Source organism: Agromyces allii (assembly GCF_009749385.1).
Classification (GTDB): domain Bacteria; phylum Actinomycetota; class Actinomycetes; order Actinomycetales; family Microbacteriaceae; genus Agromyces; species Agromyces allii.
In genome coordinates, this window is sequence record NZ_WBIN01000013.1 from 43,012 (window position 1) to 61,361 (window position 18,350).

14 protein-coding genes are annotated in these 18,350 nt (G+C 69.9%); 4 read left to right on the top strand and 10 right to left on the bottom strand.

Going from position 1 to position 18,350, the window contains the following annotated elements; translation table 11 throughout:
- Nucleotides 1-31 precede the first annotated feature (31 nt).
- The 4 genes from GQR16_RS16335 to GQR16_RS16350 all read right to left on the bottom strand — a co-directional run bounded on the left by GQR16_RS16335 (nucleotide 32) and on the right by GQR16_RS16350 (nucleotide 5,263).
- Nucleotides 32-1,978 carry a glycoside hydrolase family 127 protein gene (locus tag GQR16_RS16335; protein ID WP_157416228.1) on the bottom strand — a complete coding sequence of 649 codons (1,947 nt, stop codon included), beginning with the start codon at nucleotides 1,976-1,978 and terminating at the stop codon, nucleotides 32-34.
- 2 nt (nucleotides 1,979-1,980) lie between these two features.
- Nucleotides 1,981-2,943: a carbohydrate ABC transporter permease gene (locus GQR16_RS16340; RefSeq protein WP_246200891.1), complete on the bottom strand. Its 963-nt coding sequence runs from the start codon at nucleotides 2,941-2,943 to the stop codon at nucleotides 1,981-1,983.
- A complete protein-coding gene (locus tag GQR16_RS16345; protein ID WP_157416229.1) occupies nucleotides 2,943-3,884 on the bottom strand; it encodes a carbohydrate ABC transporter permease in 942 nt (313 codons plus the stop codon). The genes GQR16_RS16340 and GQR16_RS16345 overlap by 1 nt, the downstream gene beginning before the upstream one ends.
- Nucleotides 3,885-3,967: 83 nt before the next feature.
- Complete coding sequence (locus GQR16_RS16350) at nucleotides 3,968-5,263, bottom strand: ABC transporter substrate-binding protein (RefSeq protein ID WP_157416230.1); 1,296 nt, start codon at nucleotides 5,261-5,263, stop codon at nucleotides 3,968-3,970.
- A 175-nt stretch (nucleotides 5,264-5,438) separates the two neighbouring features.
- Here GQR16_RS16350 and GQR16_RS16355 point away from each other — a divergent pair, with 175 nt between their 5' ends.
- Nucleotides 5,439-6,467 carry a LacI family DNA-binding transcriptional regulator gene (locus tag GQR16_RS16355; protein ID WP_157416231.1) on the top strand — a complete coding sequence of 343 codons (1,029 nt, stop codon included), beginning with the start codon at nucleotides 5,439-5,441 and terminating at the stop codon, nucleotides 6,465-6,467.
- Between the two features lie 162 nt (nucleotides 6,468-6,629).
- Here GQR16_RS16355 and GQR16_RS16360 read toward each other — a convergent pair whose 3' ends face one another.
- Both GQR16_RS16360 and GQR16_RS16365 read right to left on the bottom strand, forming a co-directional pair.
- Nucleotides 6,630-7,646, bottom strand: coding sequence for a LacI family DNA-binding transcriptional regulator (locus GQR16_RS16360; protein WP_211373558.1), 1,017 nt, complete (start codon nucleotides 7,644-7,646; stop codon nucleotides 6,630-6,632).
- Nucleotides 7,647-7,650: 4 nt separating this feature from the next.
- Nucleotides 7,651-9,261, bottom strand: coding sequence for an alpha-N-arabinofuranosidase (locus GQR16_RS16365; protein WP_246200892.1), 1,611 nt, complete (start codon nucleotides 9,259-9,261; stop codon nucleotides 7,651-7,653).
- A gap of 217 nt (nucleotides 9,262-9,478) precedes the next feature.
- Here GQR16_RS16365 and GQR16_RS16370 point away from each other — a divergent pair, with 217 nt between their 5' ends.
- The 3 genes from GQR16_RS16370 to GQR16_RS16380 all read left to right on the top strand — a co-directional run bounded on the left by GQR16_RS16370 (nucleotide 9,479) and on the right by GQR16_RS16380 (nucleotide 12,581).
- Entirely contained in the window at nucleotides 9,479-10,723 is a 1,245-nt protein-coding gene (locus GQR16_RS16370) for a sugar ABC transporter substrate-binding protein (protein ID WP_170298543.1), read from the top strand.
- A 104-nt stretch (nucleotides 10,724-10,827) separates the two neighbouring features.
- A complete protein-coding gene (locus GQR16_RS16375) occupies nucleotides 10,828-11,715 on the top strand; it encodes a carbohydrate ABC transporter permease (protein ID WP_157416233.1) in 888 nt (295 codons plus the stop codon).
- Nucleotides 11,712-12,581 carry a carbohydrate ABC transporter permease gene (locus tag GQR16_RS16380; RefSeq protein ID WP_157416234.1) on the top strand — a complete coding sequence of 290 codons (870 nt, stop codon included), beginning with the start codon at nucleotides 11,712-11,714 and terminating at the stop codon, nucleotides 12,579-12,581. The genes GQR16_RS16375 and GQR16_RS16380 overlap by 4 nt, the downstream gene beginning before the upstream one ends.
- 46 nt (nucleotides 12,582-12,627) lie before the next feature.
- Here the strand turns inward: GQR16_RS16380 and yicI are convergent, their stop codons facing one another.
- The 4 genes from yicI to GQR16_RS16400 all read right to left on the bottom strand — a co-directional run bounded on the left by yicI (nucleotide 12,628) and on the right by GQR16_RS16400 (nucleotide 18,349).
- Nucleotides 12,628-14,895, bottom strand: coding sequence for an alpha-xylosidase (gene yicI, locus GQR16_RS16385; protein WP_157416235.1), 2,268 nt, complete (start codon nucleotides 14,893-14,895; stop codon nucleotides 12,628-12,630).
- Nucleotides 14,896-14,944: 49 nt separating this feature from the next.
- Nucleotides 14,945-15,949 carry a carbohydrate ABC transporter permease gene (locus GQR16_RS16390; RefSeq protein ID WP_157416236.1) on the bottom strand — a complete coding sequence of 335 codons (1,005 nt, stop codon included), beginning with the start codon at nucleotides 15,947-15,949 and terminating at the stop codon, nucleotides 14,945-14,947.
- Nucleotides 15,949-16,860, bottom strand: a complete 912-nt coding sequence (locus GQR16_RS16395) for a carbohydrate ABC transporter permease (RefSeq protein ID WP_157416347.1) — start codon at nucleotides 16,858-16,860, stop codon at nucleotides 15,949-15,951. The genes GQR16_RS16390 and GQR16_RS16395 overlap by 1 nt, the downstream gene beginning before the upstream one ends.
- A 196-nt stretch (nucleotides 16,861-17,056) precedes the next feature.
- The gene (locus tag GQR16_RS16400) at nucleotides 17,057-18,349 is read right to left on the bottom strand and encodes an ABC transporter substrate-binding protein (protein WP_157416237.1); all 1,293 of its coding nucleotides are present in this window, start codon (nucleotides 18,347-18,349) and stop codon (nucleotides 17,057-17,059) included.
- Nucleotide 18,350: the final 1 nt, after the last annotated feature.

Sequence of the window (18,350 nt, forward strand, 5' to 3'; positions counted from 1 at the left end):
GTTCCGTTCGTGGTGGTCCGTGGCGCCGCGCCTAGAGCGCCGGGATCCAGACGCGCATGGTCGACGGACCTCGCTCGGCCCACGCGTGGTACGGCACGAGCGGCACGTCGGCCGCGGCATCCGTTCGCGCATCGACGAGGCGCACGAGCACGCGGGCGTCATCCGCCGACGCCACGTCGATCGGCTCGACTGCCGGGTCGACCCGCAGATCGGCGAAGTCGGATGCCGCGAGCGGCGTCCCGGCGAGGTCGACCGACTCGAGCGCGAACACCTCGGGGCCGCGCTCGACCACGAGGCATCCGCGAACCGCATCGACCCGGGAGTCGGGCGCGACGAACCGCGGAGCCATCGGCAGCGCGAGCTCGACCTCGTCGCCCGCCGCGAACGCCCGCGCGATCGAGACCGTGCCGGGCGCGGCCGCCCGCTCTTCGGAGGGTGACCCGTCGGCGGGGCGCAGGGTCAGGGTCGCGCCCTCGGCCCACGCCGGCACGCGGAGCGACAGCTGCCACGGTTCGGCCGAGTCCGCCAGCAGGCGCACCACGATCGACCCCGATCGCGGGTACGACGTCTCGACCTCGAAGGCGACCTCGCGGCCATCGGCCAGCACGGTGCGCACGACCGACGGCGCGTACTGGTGCAGCTGCACGCCCGCGGCATCCGCCGTCGCGAGGTAGCCGGCGAGGCTCGCGAACGTGCGCGCCGTGTTCGGCGGGCAGCACGACACGTCGAACCAGGGCGCCCGCAGCGACGAGTGCGCGCGTGGCGACACGACATCGGGATCGGCGGGCGCGCCCGGCACCCGCTGGTGCAGCGTGTTCGCGTAGTAGAAGGCCGTGCCCGCGGCATCCGGAGACGTCTCGATCACGTTGAAGAGCGTGCGCTCGATGAGGTCGGCGTGGCGCGCCCCGCCGTTCGCGAGCAGCAGCCGCCAGCTGAACATGACCGAGGCCACGCCCGCGCACGTCTCGGAGTAGGCGCGATCGCTCGGCAGCTCCCAGTCCTCGCCGAACGCCTCGTCCTGGTGGTGCGAGCCCTGCCCGCCCGTGACGTAGGTGCGGCGCTCGCGCGTGCGCTCCCACTGCCGGTCGAGCGCCCCGAACAGCTCGCGGTCGCCCGACTCGACGGCGACGTCGGTCGCGCCGGCCGCCAGGTAGTTCGCGCGCACCGAGTGCCCGCGCAGGGCCTCGGCGTCGCGCACGGCCACGTCGTCCTGGTAGTACGACCGGCCCCACTCGATGTCGGCGAGCGTTCCGCGCCCGTGCCGCTCGACGAAGAGGCGCGCCTGCTCGAGGTAGCGCGGCTCCCCCAGCGCGCGACCCAGCTCGGCCAGGCCGACCTCGATCTCGGCATGCCCGCAGATGCGCTCGTCGCCGCCCTCGCCGAAGACCTCGCACACGAGGTCGGCCGCGCGACGCGCGACCTCGACGAGTCCGTCGTCGGCATCGGGACGCGTGCGCACTCGGGCGACCGCCGCCTGGAACAGGTGGCCGAGGCAGTACAGCTCGTGGCCCCACTCGAGGTCGGTCCACCGCGGCTCCTGGCCCGGTCGGCCGAACCGCGTGTTGAGGTAGCCGTCGGGCTCCTGCGCGGCGGCGACCCTGGCGACGATCGCGTGCAGGCGGGCCTCGAGGCGGGCGACGGATGCCGCGGCATCCGCCACCGCCTGGAGGCGACCGATCTCCCACGAGACCGCCTCGAGGTACTTGTACACCTCGGAGTCGCTGAACTCGCGCCCGCGGCGCCCATCGGGCAGCCCGCCCGAGACCGCGAGGTCGAAGTTGCCGAGCCATCCCTCGCGCTCGAGCCAGCGCTCGATGTGGTCGAGCGTCGCCGAGCCGTTCACGCGCTGGCGTTCGGCCCAGAGTCCGCCCGTGATGCGCACCTCGTCGAGGCCGAGCGGGCGCAGTGCACCCGTCGTCGGCGAGACGGGCACGGCGTGGGTCGTGGTCGCGGTGGTGGTCGTGGGCGCTGAAGTCATGGTCATCCCTTGAAGGCGCCCGACATGAAGCCGCGCACGTAGTGACGTTGGAGAATGAGGAAGAGCAGGATGCACGGCAGTGCGAGCACGACCACGCCGGCCTCGGTGGCGCCGTAGTCGACGACGCCCTGCACCTGGCCGCGAAGGTTCGAGATCGCGAGCGGCAGCGTCATGCGGTTCGAGTCGTTGATGAGGATCAGCGGGGCCATGAAGTCGTTCCACGCCGCGAGGAACGCGAACAGGCCGACCGTGATGAGCCCGGGCTTCACCGCGGGAACGAGCACCTTCCAGAGCACGGTCCAGGCGGAGCATCCGTCGACCATGGCGGCCTCGTCGAGCTCGCGCGGAACCGACTCGAACGAGATGCGCATCATGAACATCGAGAACGGCAGCTGGAACATCGTGAGCACGAGCGCGACGCCGACGAGCGAGTTCGACAGGCCCACCGAGTTCAGCAGCACGTACAGCGGGATGAGCAGGGTCGCGTACGGCACCATCAGGATCGCGAGCGTCGAGAGGAAGAGCAGGTCCTTGCCCGGAAAGCTGAAGCGCGCGAACGCGTAGCCGCCGAGGAGCGACACCGTGAGCGTCAGCAGCACGGTCAGCAGCGACACGAACGTCGAGTTCAGCAGGTAGACCCAGATGCCCGCCTGGTAGTTCGCGAGCGTGACGTAGTTGCCGAAGCCCCAGCCGTCGGTCTGGTTCGTGCCCGCGAGCGGGGAGACCGACGAGATCGCGGTCCAGATGAGCGGGTAGAGGAAGAGCAGCGCGAGTCCGGCGGTGAGCACCCAGTAGGGGGTGCGCAGGGCGATGCCGGCGAACGTGGTCGGCGGTCGGCGGCGGCCCGTCGCGCCAGATGCCCCCTTCGCCACGCGGTGGTTCGGCGCGGTCAGCGCGATCGTCGAGTCGGTGGGCGGCACGCCCGCGAGCGGATCGCGCGAATGGCGCGGCATGGTCGTCGACATCAGTCTTCCGCCTTCTTCCCGAATGCGCGGATCTGCGCGATGTTGATCACGACGAGCGCGAGGAGCACGATCACCGACAGGGCGCCGGCGACGCCGAGGTCGTTCTGGCCCTGGAACGCGATGCCGTAGATGAGCTGCACGACCGTGATGGTCGAGTTGTCGGGCCCGCCCTTGGTGAGGATGTAGAACTGCTCGAACGCGAGCAGCGAACCCGTGACGCAGAGCACGGTCGTGAGCGCGAGCGTGGGCCGGAGCAGTGGGATCGTCACGCTGCGGAAGGTCTGCCAGCGCGACGCGCCGTCGATGCGCGCGGCCTCGTAGACGTCGTCGGGGATGCCCTGGAGGCCCACGAGCATGAGCAGCATGTAGAAGCCCGCGTACCGCCACACGATGAGGAAGATCGTCGACCACAGCGCTCCGTCGGGCGTGCCGAGGAACGTGAACCCCCACGCCTTCATGAGGCCGGCGAACGGGCCGGCGATCGGCGAGTAGATCACGTAGAAGAGCAGCGACGCGGATGCCAGGCCCAGGGCGCTCGGCACCAGGAAGGAGGTGCGCAGCAGCCCCTTCCAGCGCGTCGACTCCTGCACGAGCATGGCGAGTCCGAGGCTCAGCGCGAGCAGGATCACCGTCGTGAGCACGGTGTACTTCAGCGTGAACCAGACCGAGTCGAGGAAGAACCGGTTGTCGATCGCGTCGACGTAGTTCTGCGGCAGGTTGAAGCCCTGGTTGCCGCCGAGCAGCGGCCAGTCGCTCGCCGACATCTGCAGCACGAGCGCGAGCGGCAGGCCGAACAGCAGCAGCACGAACAGCGCGGTCGGCAGCGCGAACAGCCAGCCGGTGAGGGCGTTGCGCCGGCCGCGGCGGGTGCGCGCGGGTCGCGACGGTCTCGACCCCGATCGCTGCGGGGCGGATGCCGCGGCGGGAAGCGTTGCGGTCATGGTGAGCCTTTCGGGGTGGCAGGCCGGCGCGCGTCGTGGTGGCGCGCGCCGGCCTGCGGAGGGAGCCGGTGCCGTCCGGGCGCCTACTGGCTGAGGACGGCGGTGATCTCGTCGTTGTCGGCGTCGATGGAGTCGGCGTCGCCGAGCACGGCGTTGCGGACCATCGTCAGCCACGGGCTGTTCGGCGCGTTGAACGCCTGCTGGAAGTTGATCGCGACCGGGGTGTCGCCCTGGCCGGCGACCTCGTTGATCGTGATCAGGCGCGGGTCCTTCTGCGAGTACTCGTTGTCGGCGAGGTCGGAGCGGGAGACCACGTCGTTGTCCTTCGCGAGCACGCCGACCTGGGCGTCTTCACTCATCATCCAGCTGAGGAAGTTCCACGCCTGCGCGGCCTTCTTCGAGTCCTTCGAGACGCCGATGCCGTCACCGCCGACGAACGTCGACGCGCCGCCCTCGGGGCCGACGAGGCCCGAGACGCCGACGTCGAACGGGGTCGAGCTGAGCAGCGTGGCCGGGTACGGCATGATGCCGACCTTGCCCTCGGTGAACGCGGCGGTCCAGGTGGGGCCGGCCTCGTCCTTCGAGGAGGGCAGGACGGCACCCGAGTCCCAGAGGTCCTTCCATGTGGAGTAGATCTCCTTCGACGTGTCGCTCGCGAGCAGCGACTCGGTGCCGTCGTCGGAGAGCACCTCCTGGCCGTCGGCCCAGCTGCTCGGGAACCACGTGAAGACGAGGCATCCGCCGCAGTTGAGGCCCGTGGCCGTGCCGTACGTGTCGGGCTTGTTCAGGCCCTGGATGGCCTTGGCCCACTCGGCGAACTCCTCGAGGTTCGCCGGACCGGCTTCGGCGTCGAGGCCGGCCTCGGTCGCGAGGTCCTTGTTCCAGAAGAGCATCGACAGGTCGAGCACGAACGGCAGCACGTACTCCTTGTCGTCGAGCGTGCCGGCCGAGAGGTGGCCCTTGTTGATGTCGTCCTTGAAGTCGAAGCCGTCGATGTTCGCCGTGATGTCCTGGAAGAGGCCCTGCTTCACCCAGTTCGGCACGTAGACGATGTCGGCCGCGAACAGGTCGGGCAGGCCGTTCGAGCCGGCTGCTGCGCCGACCTTCGCGACGTAGTCGTCGTTCGGCACCACCGTGAGCTCGACCTGGTTCTCGTGGCTCTCGTTGTACGCGTCGACGAGCAGGTTGGCCTGCTTCTCGAGCGGCGCGCGCGTCCAGAGGGTCAGGGTCGTGCCGTCGTCGACGCCTTCGACGCCTGCGTCGGCGAGGCTCGACTCCGGGTCGCTGCTGCCCGTGGAGCAGGCGGCCAGCCCGATCGTGAGGGCGCCGGCGGCGAGCAGGGCCGCAGCCCGCGTCATCCGGCGATTGCGTGATGTCATCCGTGTTCTCCTTGCTCGTCCTTGAGCGGGCGCGATGCGCCCGGAATGTCAGGTGCTGGTGCTGGCTTTCCGAAACTTCCGAAAGGCCTTTCGGCACGCTACAGTGTGAATCTCCCGGCCGTCAAGAGCGATGACCGGTAGCGTTTCAGTCGAAGTCGAGCGCATGGAGGCGGACATGGCGAGAAGCGGCACGGGCGGGTCGAAGGCGGCGACGCTGAACGACGTCGCGCGCATGGCCGGCGTCTCGCTCGCCACGGCCTCGAAGGCCATCAACGGCCGCGACCAGGTCGCCCCGGCCACACGCCAACGCGTCATCGAGGCCGCCGAACAGCTCTCGTTCACGCCCAACTCGCTCGCCCGCAGCCTCATCGCCGGGCGCACCGGCACCGTGGGCCTGCTCACGAGCGACCTCGAGGGCCGCTTCGTGATCCCGATCCTCATGGGGGCGGAAGACGCGTTCGGCGCCGGGCAGATCAACGTGTTCCTCTGCGACGCGCGCGGCGACACGATCCGCGAGCAGCACCACCTCAAGGCCCTGCTCAACCGCCGCGTCGACGGCATCATCGTCGTCGGCCGGCAGACCGACCCGCGTCCCTCGCTCGGCCAGGGGCTGCCGGTTCCCGTGGTCTACGCCTACGCCCCGTCGGACGACCCGAGCGACGTCTCGGTCACGCCCGACAACGTCGCGGGCGGGCGCCTCGCGGTCGAGCACCTGCTCAGCACCGGCCGCCGCCGCATCGCCCACATCACGGGCGACCCCGAGTACGCCGCCGCTCAGGATCGCACGATCGGCGTGCGCGCCGCCCTCGCCGAAGCCGGGCTCGACCTCGTCGGCGACGTCATGATGTCGAGCTGGAGCGAGCACTGGGGGCGGGCCGCCGCGGGCATGCTGCTCGACCAGCACCCCGACGTCGACGGCATCGTCGCCGGCTCCGACCAGATCGCCCGGGGCGTCATCGACACCCTCCGCGACCTCGGCAAGCGCGTGCCCGAAGACGTGGCCGTCATCGGCTACGACAACTGGGAGGTGCTGGCGCTCAACTCGCGCCCCGAGCTCACGAGCATCGACGCCAACCTGCAGCAGCTCGGCCGCACGGCCGCCATGCGCATCTTCGACGCCATCGACGACGGCGAGCCCGACCCCGGCGTGCACCACCTGCCCGTGCGGCTCGTCATCCGCGGGTCGACGATCGAGCGTCGCTGAGCGAGAGACGCCATGCCCGCCCGACCGCGCTCGCGCCTTCGCCGCGGCCCGCGCCACGGGTGTTCGGCGTATCGGGCACGGATTCTTCGAGCCCCGGATGCGGCGAACACCCGTGATGCGACGCAGGCGGCACCCCGCGCGGCGTCTCGCAGCGCGTCGACCTCAGGCCGAGCGTCGCACGACGAGCGAGCTGTCGGTGAAGATCTCGCGCGGCGGATCGGTGCGTCCGTTGACGCGGGCGGCGAGCAGGTCGACCGCCATCTTCGCGATCTGCTCGGTGCCGGGCTCGATCGTCGTGAGCGGCGGGAACGCGTACTGCGCCGCCGGCACGTTGTCGAAGCCGACGACCGCGATCTCGTCGGGCACGCGCACGCCGTTCATGGCCGCGGCGTGCAGGGCGCCGATGGCGAGCGTGTCATTGAAGCAGAACACCGCATCGGGTCGCTCGTCGAGCCGCAGCAGGTGCGTCATCGCCACGGCGCCGTCGCGCAGGTGCCATTCCTCGGCGACCACGATGCGCTCGGGCGGCGTCGGCAGGCCCGCCTCCTGCATCGCCTGCAGGTAGCCCTGCAGACGGAGCGACGCGGCGCTGATCGTGCTGACGCCGGGGTTCGAGCCGATCGCCGCGATGCGGGTGCGGCCGCGACCGATCAGGTACTGCGTCGCCAGGCGCGCGGCATCCGTGTTCGCCATTGCGACGTGGTCGACCGGACCGTTGAAGATGCGATCGCCCAGGATCACGAGGCGGTCGTTGCCCGTGAGGTGCTTCTCGTCGCCCGGGCCGAGCGCGTGCGGCTGGAAGATGAGCCCGTCGGAGTGCTGGCGGCGGGCACCCGAGAGGATGTCGAGCTCGGTCTCGCGGCGGGCGCCCGTCTGCTGGATCACGACCGACCACCCGTGCCGCTCGGACTCGACGATCACGCGTCGCGCGAGCTCGTTGAAGTAGTCGATGCCGAGGTCGGGGATCGCGAGGGTGATCGACCCGGTGCGGCCGGTCTTCAGGCCCCGGGCCGAGGTGTTCATGCGGTAGCCGAGTTGGTCGACCGCGCGCAGCACCCGGTCGCGCGTCTCGGGGCGCACCGACGGATGGTTCGAGAGCACGTTCGAGACCGTGCGCGCCGTGACGCCGGCGAGCGCCCCGACATCCGCCATGGTCACGTTCGCGGACTTGCCGGTCACTCGCCTACCCCCGCGCCGATCGCCGGACCATCCGGATACTGGCCCATGATACGGAAGGCAGCTCGACCACGAGGCGGTCGCCCACGAGTCGCGCCGGCAGCGTTCGGGGCACGACGCGCAGCGGGTCGGCCGCGGTGTTCGTCGCGAGCGGGTCGGGGTGCCAGATGAGCTCCGAGCGCGTGATCTCCGCGGCGTCGAGGCCAGCGAGGTCGACCTCGACGTGCACCGACCCCTCGGTGCCCCGATGACCGAGGTAGACCGCGATCGCGTGGCCGTCGGGGCTCAGCGTCACGGTGGTCACGACGGCCTGAGCGGATGCCGCGTGGCCGGCGTCCGCGACGGCGCTCGAGCGCAGCACGGTGTGACCTGCGCTCCGTGCGACCGCCGCGAAGGGGTGGAACGTCGTCTGCCGCCAGGCGCCGTCGGGCTCGGCGCGGATCGGCCCGATGACGTTCACGAGCTGCGCCATGGCCGCGATGGAGACGACGTCGGCGTGGTTCAGGATGCTCTGGAGCAGGGTTCCGACCACCACGGCGTCGGCCAGCGTGTACTCCTCCTCGAGGATGCGCGGGGCGATCTCGAAGCGGCGATCGGGCTTCTGCTCGTCGTAGGCGGTGTAGTTCCACACGTTCCACTCGTCGAGGCTGATGCGCACGTCGCGCTCGCTGCGGGTGACGGCCTTGACGTGCTGGATGGTCGCGGCGATCTGCTCGAGGAACCGGTCGAGCACGAGCGAGGAGTCGAGGAACGTCGCGAGGTCGCCGTCGTTGTAGAAGTAGATGTGGCACGAGAGGTAGTCCACGAGGTCGATGGTGCGTTCGAGCACCGTCGCCTCCCACGTGCCGAACGTGGACATCTGGGCGTTCGAGCTGCCGACTGCCACGAGCTCGAGGTCGTCGTCGAACATGCGCATGGCCGACGCCGTGACCGCGGCGAGCTCGCCGTACGCTTCGGCCGATCGGGCGCCGAGCTGCCACGGTCCGTCGAGTTCGTTGCCGAGGCACCAGAGACGCACGTCGTGCGGATCGGGCGACCCGTTGCGCACGCGCTCGTCGGAGAGCGCGGTGCCCGAGGGGTGGTTCGCGTACTCGAGCAGCTGCAGGGCGTCGCGCACGGTGCCGAGTCCGAGGTTGAGGGCCAGCATGGGCTCGACGTCGGCGGCCCGGCACCACGCGATGAACTCGTCGGTGCCGAACGCGTTCGTCTCGACGCTCTTCCAGGCGAGGTCGAGGCGGCGCGGGCGTTCGGCGGCCGGCCCGATGCCGTCGCGCCAGTCGTAGCCCGACACGAAGTTGCCGCCCGGGTAGCGCACGACGGTCACGCCGAGTTCGCGCACGAGGTCGAGCACGTCGTCGCGGAACCCCTCGGGGGTCGCGGTCGGATGCCCCGGGTCGAAGACGCCGCCGTAGACACCGCGACCGAGGTGCTCGACGAACGAGCCGAACAGGCGCGGATCGGCGCGGCCGATCTCCGCCCCGACCGAGACGGTCACAGCAGCGGGAGCTTCGGGGCCCGGGTTCGCGCGGCTCGCGCCGGCCACCGCACCGGCACCCTCGCCCTGGCTCTGGCCCTCGCTCGGGAGCGCCGTCTGGCGCTGACGTCGTCGGTCTTGCACGTGATCTCCATTTCATCGGTGAAATTACCGGCACGCTATGCCTTCGGTGCAGGGTTCGTCAACCCAAGGGGCCTGGAGCCGGTATCGGCGCAATTGCCTGTTGACGCGAGGCCGACCCTTTGCCATGATCCATTCTGGGCACCGCGGTCATCTTTGTTTCATCGATGAAATGCCACGAACCCAACACATCCCTGAATCCCCAGAGAGGCGAACCGCAATGAAGCTGAATCGTCGACGGGCGGGCCTCGGCCTGGCCGCCACCGTGGGGGCCGCAGCCCTCCTCCTCACCGCATGCTCGACCGGCGAAGCCGACTCGGGCAAGACCACCCTCACCGTCTGGCACTACTACAACGTCGACGGCCAGGTCGAAGGGCTCGAGAAGCTCGCCGACTCCTTCGAGGCCGACCACCCCGACGTGGACGTCGAGTTCGCCTACGTGCCGGTCGACCAGTTCACGACCAAGGCGGTGACCGCGGCGGGCGCCGGCACCGGGCCCGACGTGCTCATCTTCGGGGCATCCGGAACCTACTCGCTCGCCGAAGCCGGCGCGATCGAGCCGATGACCGACTGGTGGGACGGCTACGCCGACAAGGACCAGTTCCCCGAGGGCGTGATGCAGCGCGTCGACGGCGAGCTCTACGGCGTACAGGGCTACGTCAACCTGCTCGGCCTCTGGTACAACCAGGACATGCTCGACGAGCTCGGCGCCGAGGTGCCGACCACGACCGAGGAGATGGAGGCGGTCATGGCCAAGGCCGCCGCGGCCGGCCATCAGGGCGTCACGCTCACCGGCAAGCCCGGTCTCGAGAGCCAGTGGCAGGGCTTCCCGTGGTTCACCTCGCACGGCTTCTCGTACGGCGACCCGCAGGCCGCCCCGATGGCCGACACCTACACGATGCTGCAGGACTGGGTCGACCAGGGGTACCTCTCGCGCGAGGCCTCGACGTGGGATCAGACCATCCCGTTCCAGCAGTTCGCGGCCGGTGCCTCAGCGTTCGCGGTCAACGGCAACTGGCAGATCGCGGCCGCGAAGGAGGCCGCCTTCGAGTACGGCGTCGCCCCGCTGCCCATCACCGACGAGGGCGGCGTGCTGCTCGGCGGCGAGGTGCAGAACATCGGCGCGTTCTCGAAGCACCCCGACCTCGCGAAGGAGTTCCTCGAGCAGACCTTCTTCTCGGTCGACGGCGAGCTCTCGCTGCTCGACACGTTCGGCTCGATCCCGGCACGAGCGGATGCCGCGGGCGACGACGCCATCGGCAGCGACCCGATCCTCAGCGTGTTCGCCGACATCGTGCAGCAGCAGGGACGTCCGTCGCCGAGCCCCGAGGTGCCGTCGAAGAACGTCAACGCGGTCGAGACGCTCGTCGGCGACTACTGGAGCAAGGCCGTGGCCGGTGACGGCGAACCCGACCCGCTGGCCGACGACCTCATCTCGCAGCTCGACCCCCTCCTGAAGGGCTGATCGAGCGGATGACGCAGGTGAGCCCGCTCCGAACCACCTCGAGTGGATCTCGCCCCGGCACCGCCGGGTCCCCGTCGGCCGCACCGCGGCCGGCGGGGACGCCCGTGCGCCGGCGGCCCGCGCGCCTCGGCGACCGACGAATCGCACTCGCGACCCCCGCCGTGGCCGTGCTGCTCGCCCTGGCCGTGTGGCCGCTCGTGCAGCTCGGCTCGATGAGCGTGCACGAGGTCACCTCGGCCACGCTCAACGGCGACTGGGCGTTCATCGGCGGCGCGAACTTCGCCGCGGTCTTCGCCCAGCCCGACTTCGGGCGGGTGGCGCTCAACACGCTCGCGTTCGTGACCGTCGTCACCGTGCTCGGCGTCGTCGGCGGCTTCGCCGCCGCGCTCTCGGTCGCCTCCTCGACCCGGGGCGGGTCGTTCCTGCTCGGCATGATGGTCTTCGTCTGGGCGCTGCCGCCCGTCGTCAACGGCTCGATCTGGAAGTTCCTCCTCGGCGATCGGGGCCTGCTCAACGAGATCGCGCGGGCCACCGGCCTCGCGCCCGACGGCGTCGGGTTCCTCTTCGACCCGCAGCTCGCGCTGTGGTCGGTCGCCCTCGTGAACGCCTGGGCCGTGATCCCGTTCAACGCGCTCATCTTCCGGGCTGCACTGCTCAGCGTCGACGAGCAGGTGCTCGAGGCCGCCGAGGTCGACGGAGCGGGCCCGTGGCAGAAGGTCCGCCACCTGCTCATCCCCCACTCGCGCCCGACGGCGACCGTGCTCACGGTCCTCACGATCGTGTACGCCTTCCGCAGCTTCGACTTCATCTACGTGATGACGGCCGGCGGCCCGGGCACGGCGTCGACCACCATCCCCTACCTCGCCTACGTGGAGGCCTTCGTGAAACTCGACTACGGCTCCGGTGCGGCGACCGCGCTCATCGCCCTCGCCATCGTCATCGTGCTCGCGCTCGTCTACGCGCGCGACGTGCGTCGGAACGAGGCGGAATGACCGCCACCGCCGCCCTCACGACGACCGGCGCCCGACGCCGGCACCCTCGCCGCCGCCGACGCGAGCCCGTCGCCTTCGGGTTCCGGCTCGTGCTGTACGTGCTCTACGCCGTGCCGCTGATCTGGATCGTGCTGACCTCGCTGAAGAGCCAGGGCGAGGTGCTCAGCTCGCAGGCGTCGATCCTCTTCACCCCGACGCTCGAGGCGTACGCCGAGGCGCTCGCCGACCCGGCGCTCGGGTCGTCGCTCCGCCAGTCCGTGATCATCAGCGGGGGCACGACGCTGCTCTGCCTCGCGCTCGCGGTGCCCGCCGCGTACGCGATCGCCCGCGTGCGCGCCGGCATCGCCATCGCCGCGCTCTCCGCGCTCGTGATCCTGCAGATGATCCCGCAGACCGCGAACCTCATCCCGCTGTTCTGGCTGCTCGGCCGGTTCGGGCTGCTCGACACCGACCTCGGCCTGATCCTGGCGGATGCCGCGCTGCTGCTGCCGTGGGCCATCCTGCTGCTCCGCCCGTTCTTCGCGGCCGTGCCCGTGTCGATCGAGGAGGCGAGCCGCATCGACGGCGCGGGAACCCTGCGCGGGTTCGTCTCGGTCGCCCTGCCGCTCGCCCGCAACGGCGTGCTCACCGTGAGCGCGATCGTCTTCCTCGTGTCGTGGGGCGAGTTCCTCTACGGCATCACGTTCATGCTCTCGCCCGACAACTACCCGATGAGCGCGCTCATCGCCGTGCAGGCCGGTGCGTACGGCGTCGACTGGCCGTCGATGATGGCCTTCGCCGTGATCTCGGCCGTGCCCGTGTTCATCGTCTACGTCTTCAGCTACCGGCTGCTGCGCACGGGCCTCACGATGGGCGCGGTGAAGTAGGGCGCGCTCGCCGGGCGAGGAGTCGCCCGGCGAGCGGATGCGGCGATCAGACGAAGGTCGCGCGCCAGCCGTCGCCCGGGTCGCCGTCGGCGACCACGACGGACTCCCCCGACACGGCGAACCGCGCCGAGCGGCCGTCGGGTGTCGTCACCGTCGCGCCCGAGGCATCCGTCGCCCCGGGGAACACGCGCAGCTCGAGCCCGTCGAAGTAGTCGGCGTCGGGCTTCGTCGTGTCGGCGCCGATCGGCAGCACGGCGCCCTCGCGCACGTACAGCGGCACGGTGTCGAAGCCGTGCACCTCGCGGCGCCACGAACCGGAGGAGGTGACGACCTCGCCCGTCCACCAGTTCGTCCAGCGGCCGGCGGGCAGGTAGAACTCCACCTCGCCGGACTCCGAGAACACGGGGGCCACGAGCAGCGACGAGCCGAGCATGTACTGCCGGTCGAGGTACGCGGTACCCGGATCGTCCGGGAACTCCAGCGCCATCGGGCGCATGACCGGCACGCCGCTCGCCGACGCGTCCAGGCCCTGCCGGTACAGGTACGGCATGAGCGAGAGCTTCAGCTTCGTGAAGATCCGCGTGACGTCGACGGCCTCCTCGTCGAACGCCCACGGCACCCGGTACGACCCCGACCCGTGGAAGCGCGAGTGGGTGCCGAGCAGGCCGAAGGCGACCCAGCGCTTGAACACACCGGCATCCGGAGTGCCCTCGAAGCCGCCGATGTCGTGGCTCCAGAAGGCGAAGCCCGAGTACGCGAGCGAGAGGCCGCCGCGCAGGGTCTCGGCCATCGACTCGTACGTCGAGGTCGAGTCGCCGCCCCAGTGCACGGGCAGGCGCTGGCCGCCGGTCGTCGCCGAACGCGCGAACACCACGGCCTCGCCCTCGCCGCGCTCCTGCTCGAGCACCTCGAACACGGCCTCGTTGTAGAGCTGCGTGTAGCGGTTGTGCATGCGGTCGGGGGCCGACCCGTCGAAGTACTCGACCTCGAGCGGGATCCGCTCGCCGAAGTCGGTCTTGAAGCAGTCCACGCCCTGCGCGACGAGCGCGCGCAGGTGGTCCTGGTACCAGCGGGTCGCGTCGGGGTTCGTGAAGTCGACGAGGCCCATGCCCGCCTGCCAGAGGTCCCACTGCCACACCGTGCCGTCTGGGCGCTTCACGAGGTAGCCGAGCTCTGCGGCCTCGGCGAACAGCTTCGAGCGCTGCCCGATGTAGGGGTTCAGCCAGACGCAGACGCGCAGGCCCTTGCCGCGCAGGCGAGCGAGCATGCCCTCGGGGTCGGGGAACGTGCGCGGGTCCCACTCGAAGTCGGTCCAGTTGAACTCGCGCATCCAGAAGCAGTCGAAGTGGAACACGCTGACGGGCAGTTCGCGCGCGGCCATCTCGTCGACGAACCGGTTCACGGTCGCCTCGTCGTAGTCGGTCGTGAACGACGTCGAGAGCCAGAGGCCGTACGACCAGGCCGGAACCCGGGCGGGCTTGCCGACGAGCTCCGTGTAGCGCTCGAGCACGCCGGCGGGGGTGCCGCCGTAGATCACGAAGTACTCGAGGCTCTCGCCCGGCACCGAGAACTGCACGCGCTCGACCGCCTCCGAGCCGATCTCGTACGACACGTGCCCGGTGTCGTTCACGAGCACGCCGTAGCCGCGGTTGGTCAGGTAGAACGGCACGTTCTTGTAGGCCTGCTCCGACGAGGTGCCGCCGTCGGCGTTCCAGATGTCGACCGTCTGCCCGTTCTTCACGAGCGGCCCGAAGCGTTCGCCGAGGCCGTAGACGAGCTCGCCGACGCCGAGCGAGAGCTGCTGCAGCGTGTACGCGGATGCCGCGGCGCGCGCCGAGCCCTCGCGGGCGTTGCCGACGGGCACGCCGTCGAGCTGCGCGTCGGGCCGCACGCGCATGTTCGCGATCGACTTGTCGCCGGCCGACACGATCGTGCGGCCGTCGACCTCGAACGCGAGCCCGAACGGCGCGCCGGGCGCCACGCGCACCGAGAGCCGTCCGGAGGTGAGCAGGCCGCCGGTCTCGTCGACCACGACCACGCCGTGGTCGCCCCGCGCGCCGACGAGGTCGAAGCCCTGCGGCCTCGGCCCGCCCGCGTGGTGCTCGACGCGCACGCCGATCACGTCGGGCAGCGGCGACGAGATCGTCACGGTCAACAGCGGGCGGTTCAGCGTGTCGCCGCGCTTGGCGACGACGCCGGTCGTGGCGAAGACCTGGAGGCGGTGCTCGCCGTCGGCCCAGATGTCGTACGCCTCCCGGCCGTACAACGGTTCGATGCCCGGCCTGATCTGCCAGAACCCGTCGGTGAACTTCATGGGAGTGGGTGTTCCTTTCGCGCGGGCCGCAGCTGCGGCATCCGCTTCGTTACTTGACCGCGCCCGCGGTGATGCCGCGTGTGAGCGTGCGCTGGAAGATGAGGAAGAAGATCAGCGTCGGGATCACGCCGAGCAGTGCCGAGGCGCTCGTCGTCGTGACGTCCATGAGCCGATCGCCCTGCAGGGTCGTGATCGCCACCGGAACCGTCTGGTTGTCGTTGGAGATCAGGAACGTCAGCGGGATGAGGAACTCGTTCCACGTCCAGATGAAGAAGAAGATGAGCAGCACCGAGAGCGTGCCCTTGCTGATCGGCAGCACGACCTTGATCAGGGTGCGCAGCTTGCCGGCGCCGTCGAGCGCGGCCGCCTCGAGCACCTCCTTCGGGAACGTGCCGAACACGCTCGAGAGCAGGTACGTGCCGAACGCCGCCTGGATCACCGTGAAGATGATGATGATCGCGAGCTGCGTATCGTAGAGGCCCACCGCCTTGAACATGTAGTACAGCGGGTAGAGCAGCGCCTCCTGCGGAATGAGGTCCGCGAGCAGGAACAGCAGCAGGATCCACGTGCGGTACTTCACGCGCCCGATGCCGAGCGCGTAGGCGTTCAGCACCGAGAGGGCGACCGCGAGCACGGCGACCGAGCCCGAGATGATGAAGCTGTTCCAGAGCTTCTGCGGGAAGTCGACGCGGGTCCAGAAGTTCACGAGGCCGTCGAAGTAGAGCTCCTTCGGCAGCATGAGCGGGCCCGACGTGTTGTAGTCCTCCGGCGACTTGAACGAGTTGATCAGGATCAGGATGAACGGCACCGCGACGAGCAGGCCGAACAGGATCGCGAGCCCCAGCCAGACCCAGTCCTTCGCGGTCTTCTTCGACTGCGGCGAGCGGTCGCGCGGCGGCTTCGAGCGACGGATGCCGCGGCGCGAGCCTCGGTCGCGACCCGACTCGACCAGGTCGGCGCCGACGAGCGGCACCCCGCCGGCGCCGGAGGCCGACAGCGGCGTGAGGGGCGCGGGCGCGGTGTTCCGCGTGGTGGTGGCTTCGGTGTACGACATCAGCGCTCACCCTCCTGTCGTTCGACGCGGGCCTGCAGTCGGATGAACCCGATCGCGACGAGCACCACCACGACGGTCAGGGCCGTCGCGATCGTGGCGCCGTAGCCGACCTGCTGGCTCTGGAAGAACTGGATGTACGAGTAGTAGCTCGGCACGATGGTCGCCGTGCCGGGGCCGCCGCCGGTCAGGGCGTAGATGGGGCCGAAGACCTTGAGGGCGGCGATCGTGCAGGTCAGCGTCACGACGAAGATCTCGGGGCGGATCGCCGACACCGTGATGTACCGGAACCGCTGGAACCAGCCGGCGCCGTCGAGCTCGGCGGCCTCGTAGAGCTCGGGGTCGACGCGCTGGAGGGCGGCCATGAAGATCACGACCGGGTAGCCGATCTGCACCCAGACCATGACGGCCATGATCGAGAGCATGGCCGTGTCGGGGCTGCCGAGCCAGTTGTGCTGGAGGGCGCCGAGACCGACGGTCTCGAGCACGGTGTTCAGCGCGCCGTTCTCGGGGCGGAGGATCCAGCCGATGACGATCGCGGCGATGGCGACCGGGAGGATCTGCGGCAGGTAGTACGTGGCGCGCAGGAAGCTCGCGAGCCGCCCGCCGAACTTGCGGCCGATGACGTCGAAGAGCAGTGCCGCGAGCACCAGGCCGAGCAGCGTCGGGATGATCACCATGGCGACGATCATCGAGAGCGAGTTGCGGAACGACGCCCAGAACTTCTGGTCCTGGAACAGCTCGACCCAGTTCTCGAGGCCGATGAACTCGGGCGGGCGGACGCCCCGCCAGTCGGTGAAGCTGAGGTACACGTTCCAGACCAGCGGGATCAGGATGATGAACGTGAACAGCAGCAGGCCCGGGATCAGGAAGAACCAGAACCCGCTGGATCGCACACCCGAGATGGCACTCATGCCGTCGGTGCGCCGCGACCCGCGAGGTCGCGTGGCGAGGGTGGAAACCACGATGGTTCCTTTCGGTGGAGAGCTCGGTGGGAGCTTTCGGTGGAGCGCGGGCCGAACCGTCAGCGGTTCGGCCGGTGCCTCCCGGTCGGCGGGCGTCGTGCGTCGTGTCCAGATCGGCGACGCCCGCCGGTCGAGGGCGATCGGGTCAGCCGATGATGTCGGCGACGCCGTCCTCGTAGTCGGTGCCGAGCTGCTCGAGCGTCTGCTCGGGCGTCAGGGTGCCGTTCACGAGTTCCTGGAGGGCTCCGACGAGCTGGTCGTAGAAGTTCGGCGTGGGCCAGTCGGGGTAGAACGCGAGCCCGTCGGCAGCGACGACCTCGTTGAACTCGGTGATGAGCGCGGCGGACTTCTCGTCGGTGATGTCGGCGGGGTCGGCCGCGACCGGGATCGAGCCGTTGTTGCCGATGAGGGCCTGGATCTCGGGGCGCATCGTGATGTCGATGAACTCGTAGGCGAGGTCCTTGTTGGCGGCGTTCTCGGGCACGACCCAGATGTTGCCCGACGATCCGGGAACCAGCTGCGACTCGGGGAACGCGAAGGTGTCCCACTCGAAGGTCGTGGCCTCGTTGATCACGCGGCCGGCCCACCACGAGCCGGAGACCATCATCGGGTACTCGCCGCTCATGAAGCCGACGCCCATGTCCTCGGCCTTGAGGCCGGTGGAGTCCTGCGAGATCCAGCCGTTGTCGACGTACTCGACGATCTTGTCGGCCGCGTAGGTGAGCTCGGGGCCCTGCCAGTCGACGGGGTTCTCGTAGAGCTGGTAGTCGTTGACGAACTGGCGGTCGGCCTTCGACAGGGCGAGCTGGTAGAAGAGCTGCCCGAGGGGGTACTCGGCGCCGGCCTGCGCGAGGGGCGTCGTGCCGTCCTTCGCGAAGGTGTCGAGGATGTCCTCGAACTCGGCGTAGGTCGTGGGTTCGGCGAGACCCTTCTCGTCGAAGGCGGTCTTGTTGTAGTAGACGGTGACGTACTCGCCGTAGTTCGGCACGCCGTACCAGGGGCCGGAGCCCATGATGCCCTCGTCGGAGTACTTCGCCGTGGTCTGCAGCGACGGGGCGAGCAGGTCGTCCCAGCCGTACTCCTCGACCGCGTCGGTGATGTCGGCGAGCAGACCCTGGCTCGCGAGCAGTCCGGCGGTGGCGTTGCCCTTGGGCGACTCCATGACATCCGGTGCCTCGTTCGAGTTGAGCACCTGGCTGGCGGTCGAGCGGATCTGCTCGAAGCTCTTGTCCTCGTACTCGACGGTGGCGCCGGTCTCCTCCTCGAAGATCTCGATGGCCTTGTTCCAGGCAATGCCGACATCGCTGTCGGTGCCCTCGAAGTGCCAGAGCTTCAGGGTGTTCGGGTCGGACTCGCCGCCCGTCGAGCAGCCGGTGAGCAGTGCGGCCGTCGCGGCCAGTGCTGCGACGGCGCCGATGCCGCGCTTGGTGATTCCCATG

Excerpts from the sequence above, each read along its gene's own strand:
- GQR16_RS16335 (WP_157416228.1), bottom strand. The coding sequence starts at position 1,978 with ATGACTTCAGCGCCCACGACCACCACCGCGACCACGACCCACGCCGTG.
- GQR16_RS16340 (WP_246200891.1), bottom strand. The coding sequence starts at position 2,943 with ATGTCGACGACCATGCCGCGCCATTCGCGCGATCCGCTCGCGGGCGTG.
- GQR16_RS16345 (WP_157416229.1), bottom strand. The coding sequence starts at position 3,884 with ATGACCGCAACGCTTCCCGCCGCGGCATCCGCCCCGCAGCGATCGGGG.
- GQR16_RS16350 (WP_157416230.1), bottom strand. The coding sequence starts at position 5,263 with ATGACATCACGCAATCGCCGGATGACGCGGGCTGCGGCCCTGCTCGCC.
- GQR16_RS16355 (WP_157416231.1), top strand. The coding sequence starts at position 5,439 with ATGGCGAGAAGCGGCACGGGCGGGTCGAAGGCGGCGACGCTGAACGAC.
- GQR16_RS16370 (WP_170298543.1), top strand. The coding sequence starts at position 9,479 with ATGAAGCTGAATCGTCGACGGGCGGGCCTCGGCCTGGCCGCCACCGTG.
- GQR16_RS16380 (WP_157416234.1), top strand. The coding sequence starts at position 11,712 with ATGACCGCCACCGCCGCCCTCACGACGACCGGCGCCCGACGCCGGCAC.
- yicI (WP_157416235.1), bottom strand. The coding sequence starts at position 14,895 with ATGAAGTTCACCGACGGGTTCTGGCAGATCAGGCCGGGCATCGAACCG.
- GQR16_RS16390 (WP_157416236.1), bottom strand. The coding sequence starts at position 15,949 with ATGTCGTACACCGAAGCCACCACCACGCGGAACACCGCGCCCGCGCCC.
- GQR16_RS16395 (WP_157416347.1), bottom strand. The coding sequence starts at position 16,860 with ATGAGTGCCATCTCGGGTGTGCGATCCAGCGGGTTCTGGTTCTTCCTG.
- GQR16_RS16400 (WP_157416237.1), bottom strand. The coding sequence starts at position 18,349 with ATGGGAATCACCAAGCGCGGCATCGGCGCCGTCGCAGCACTGGCCGCG.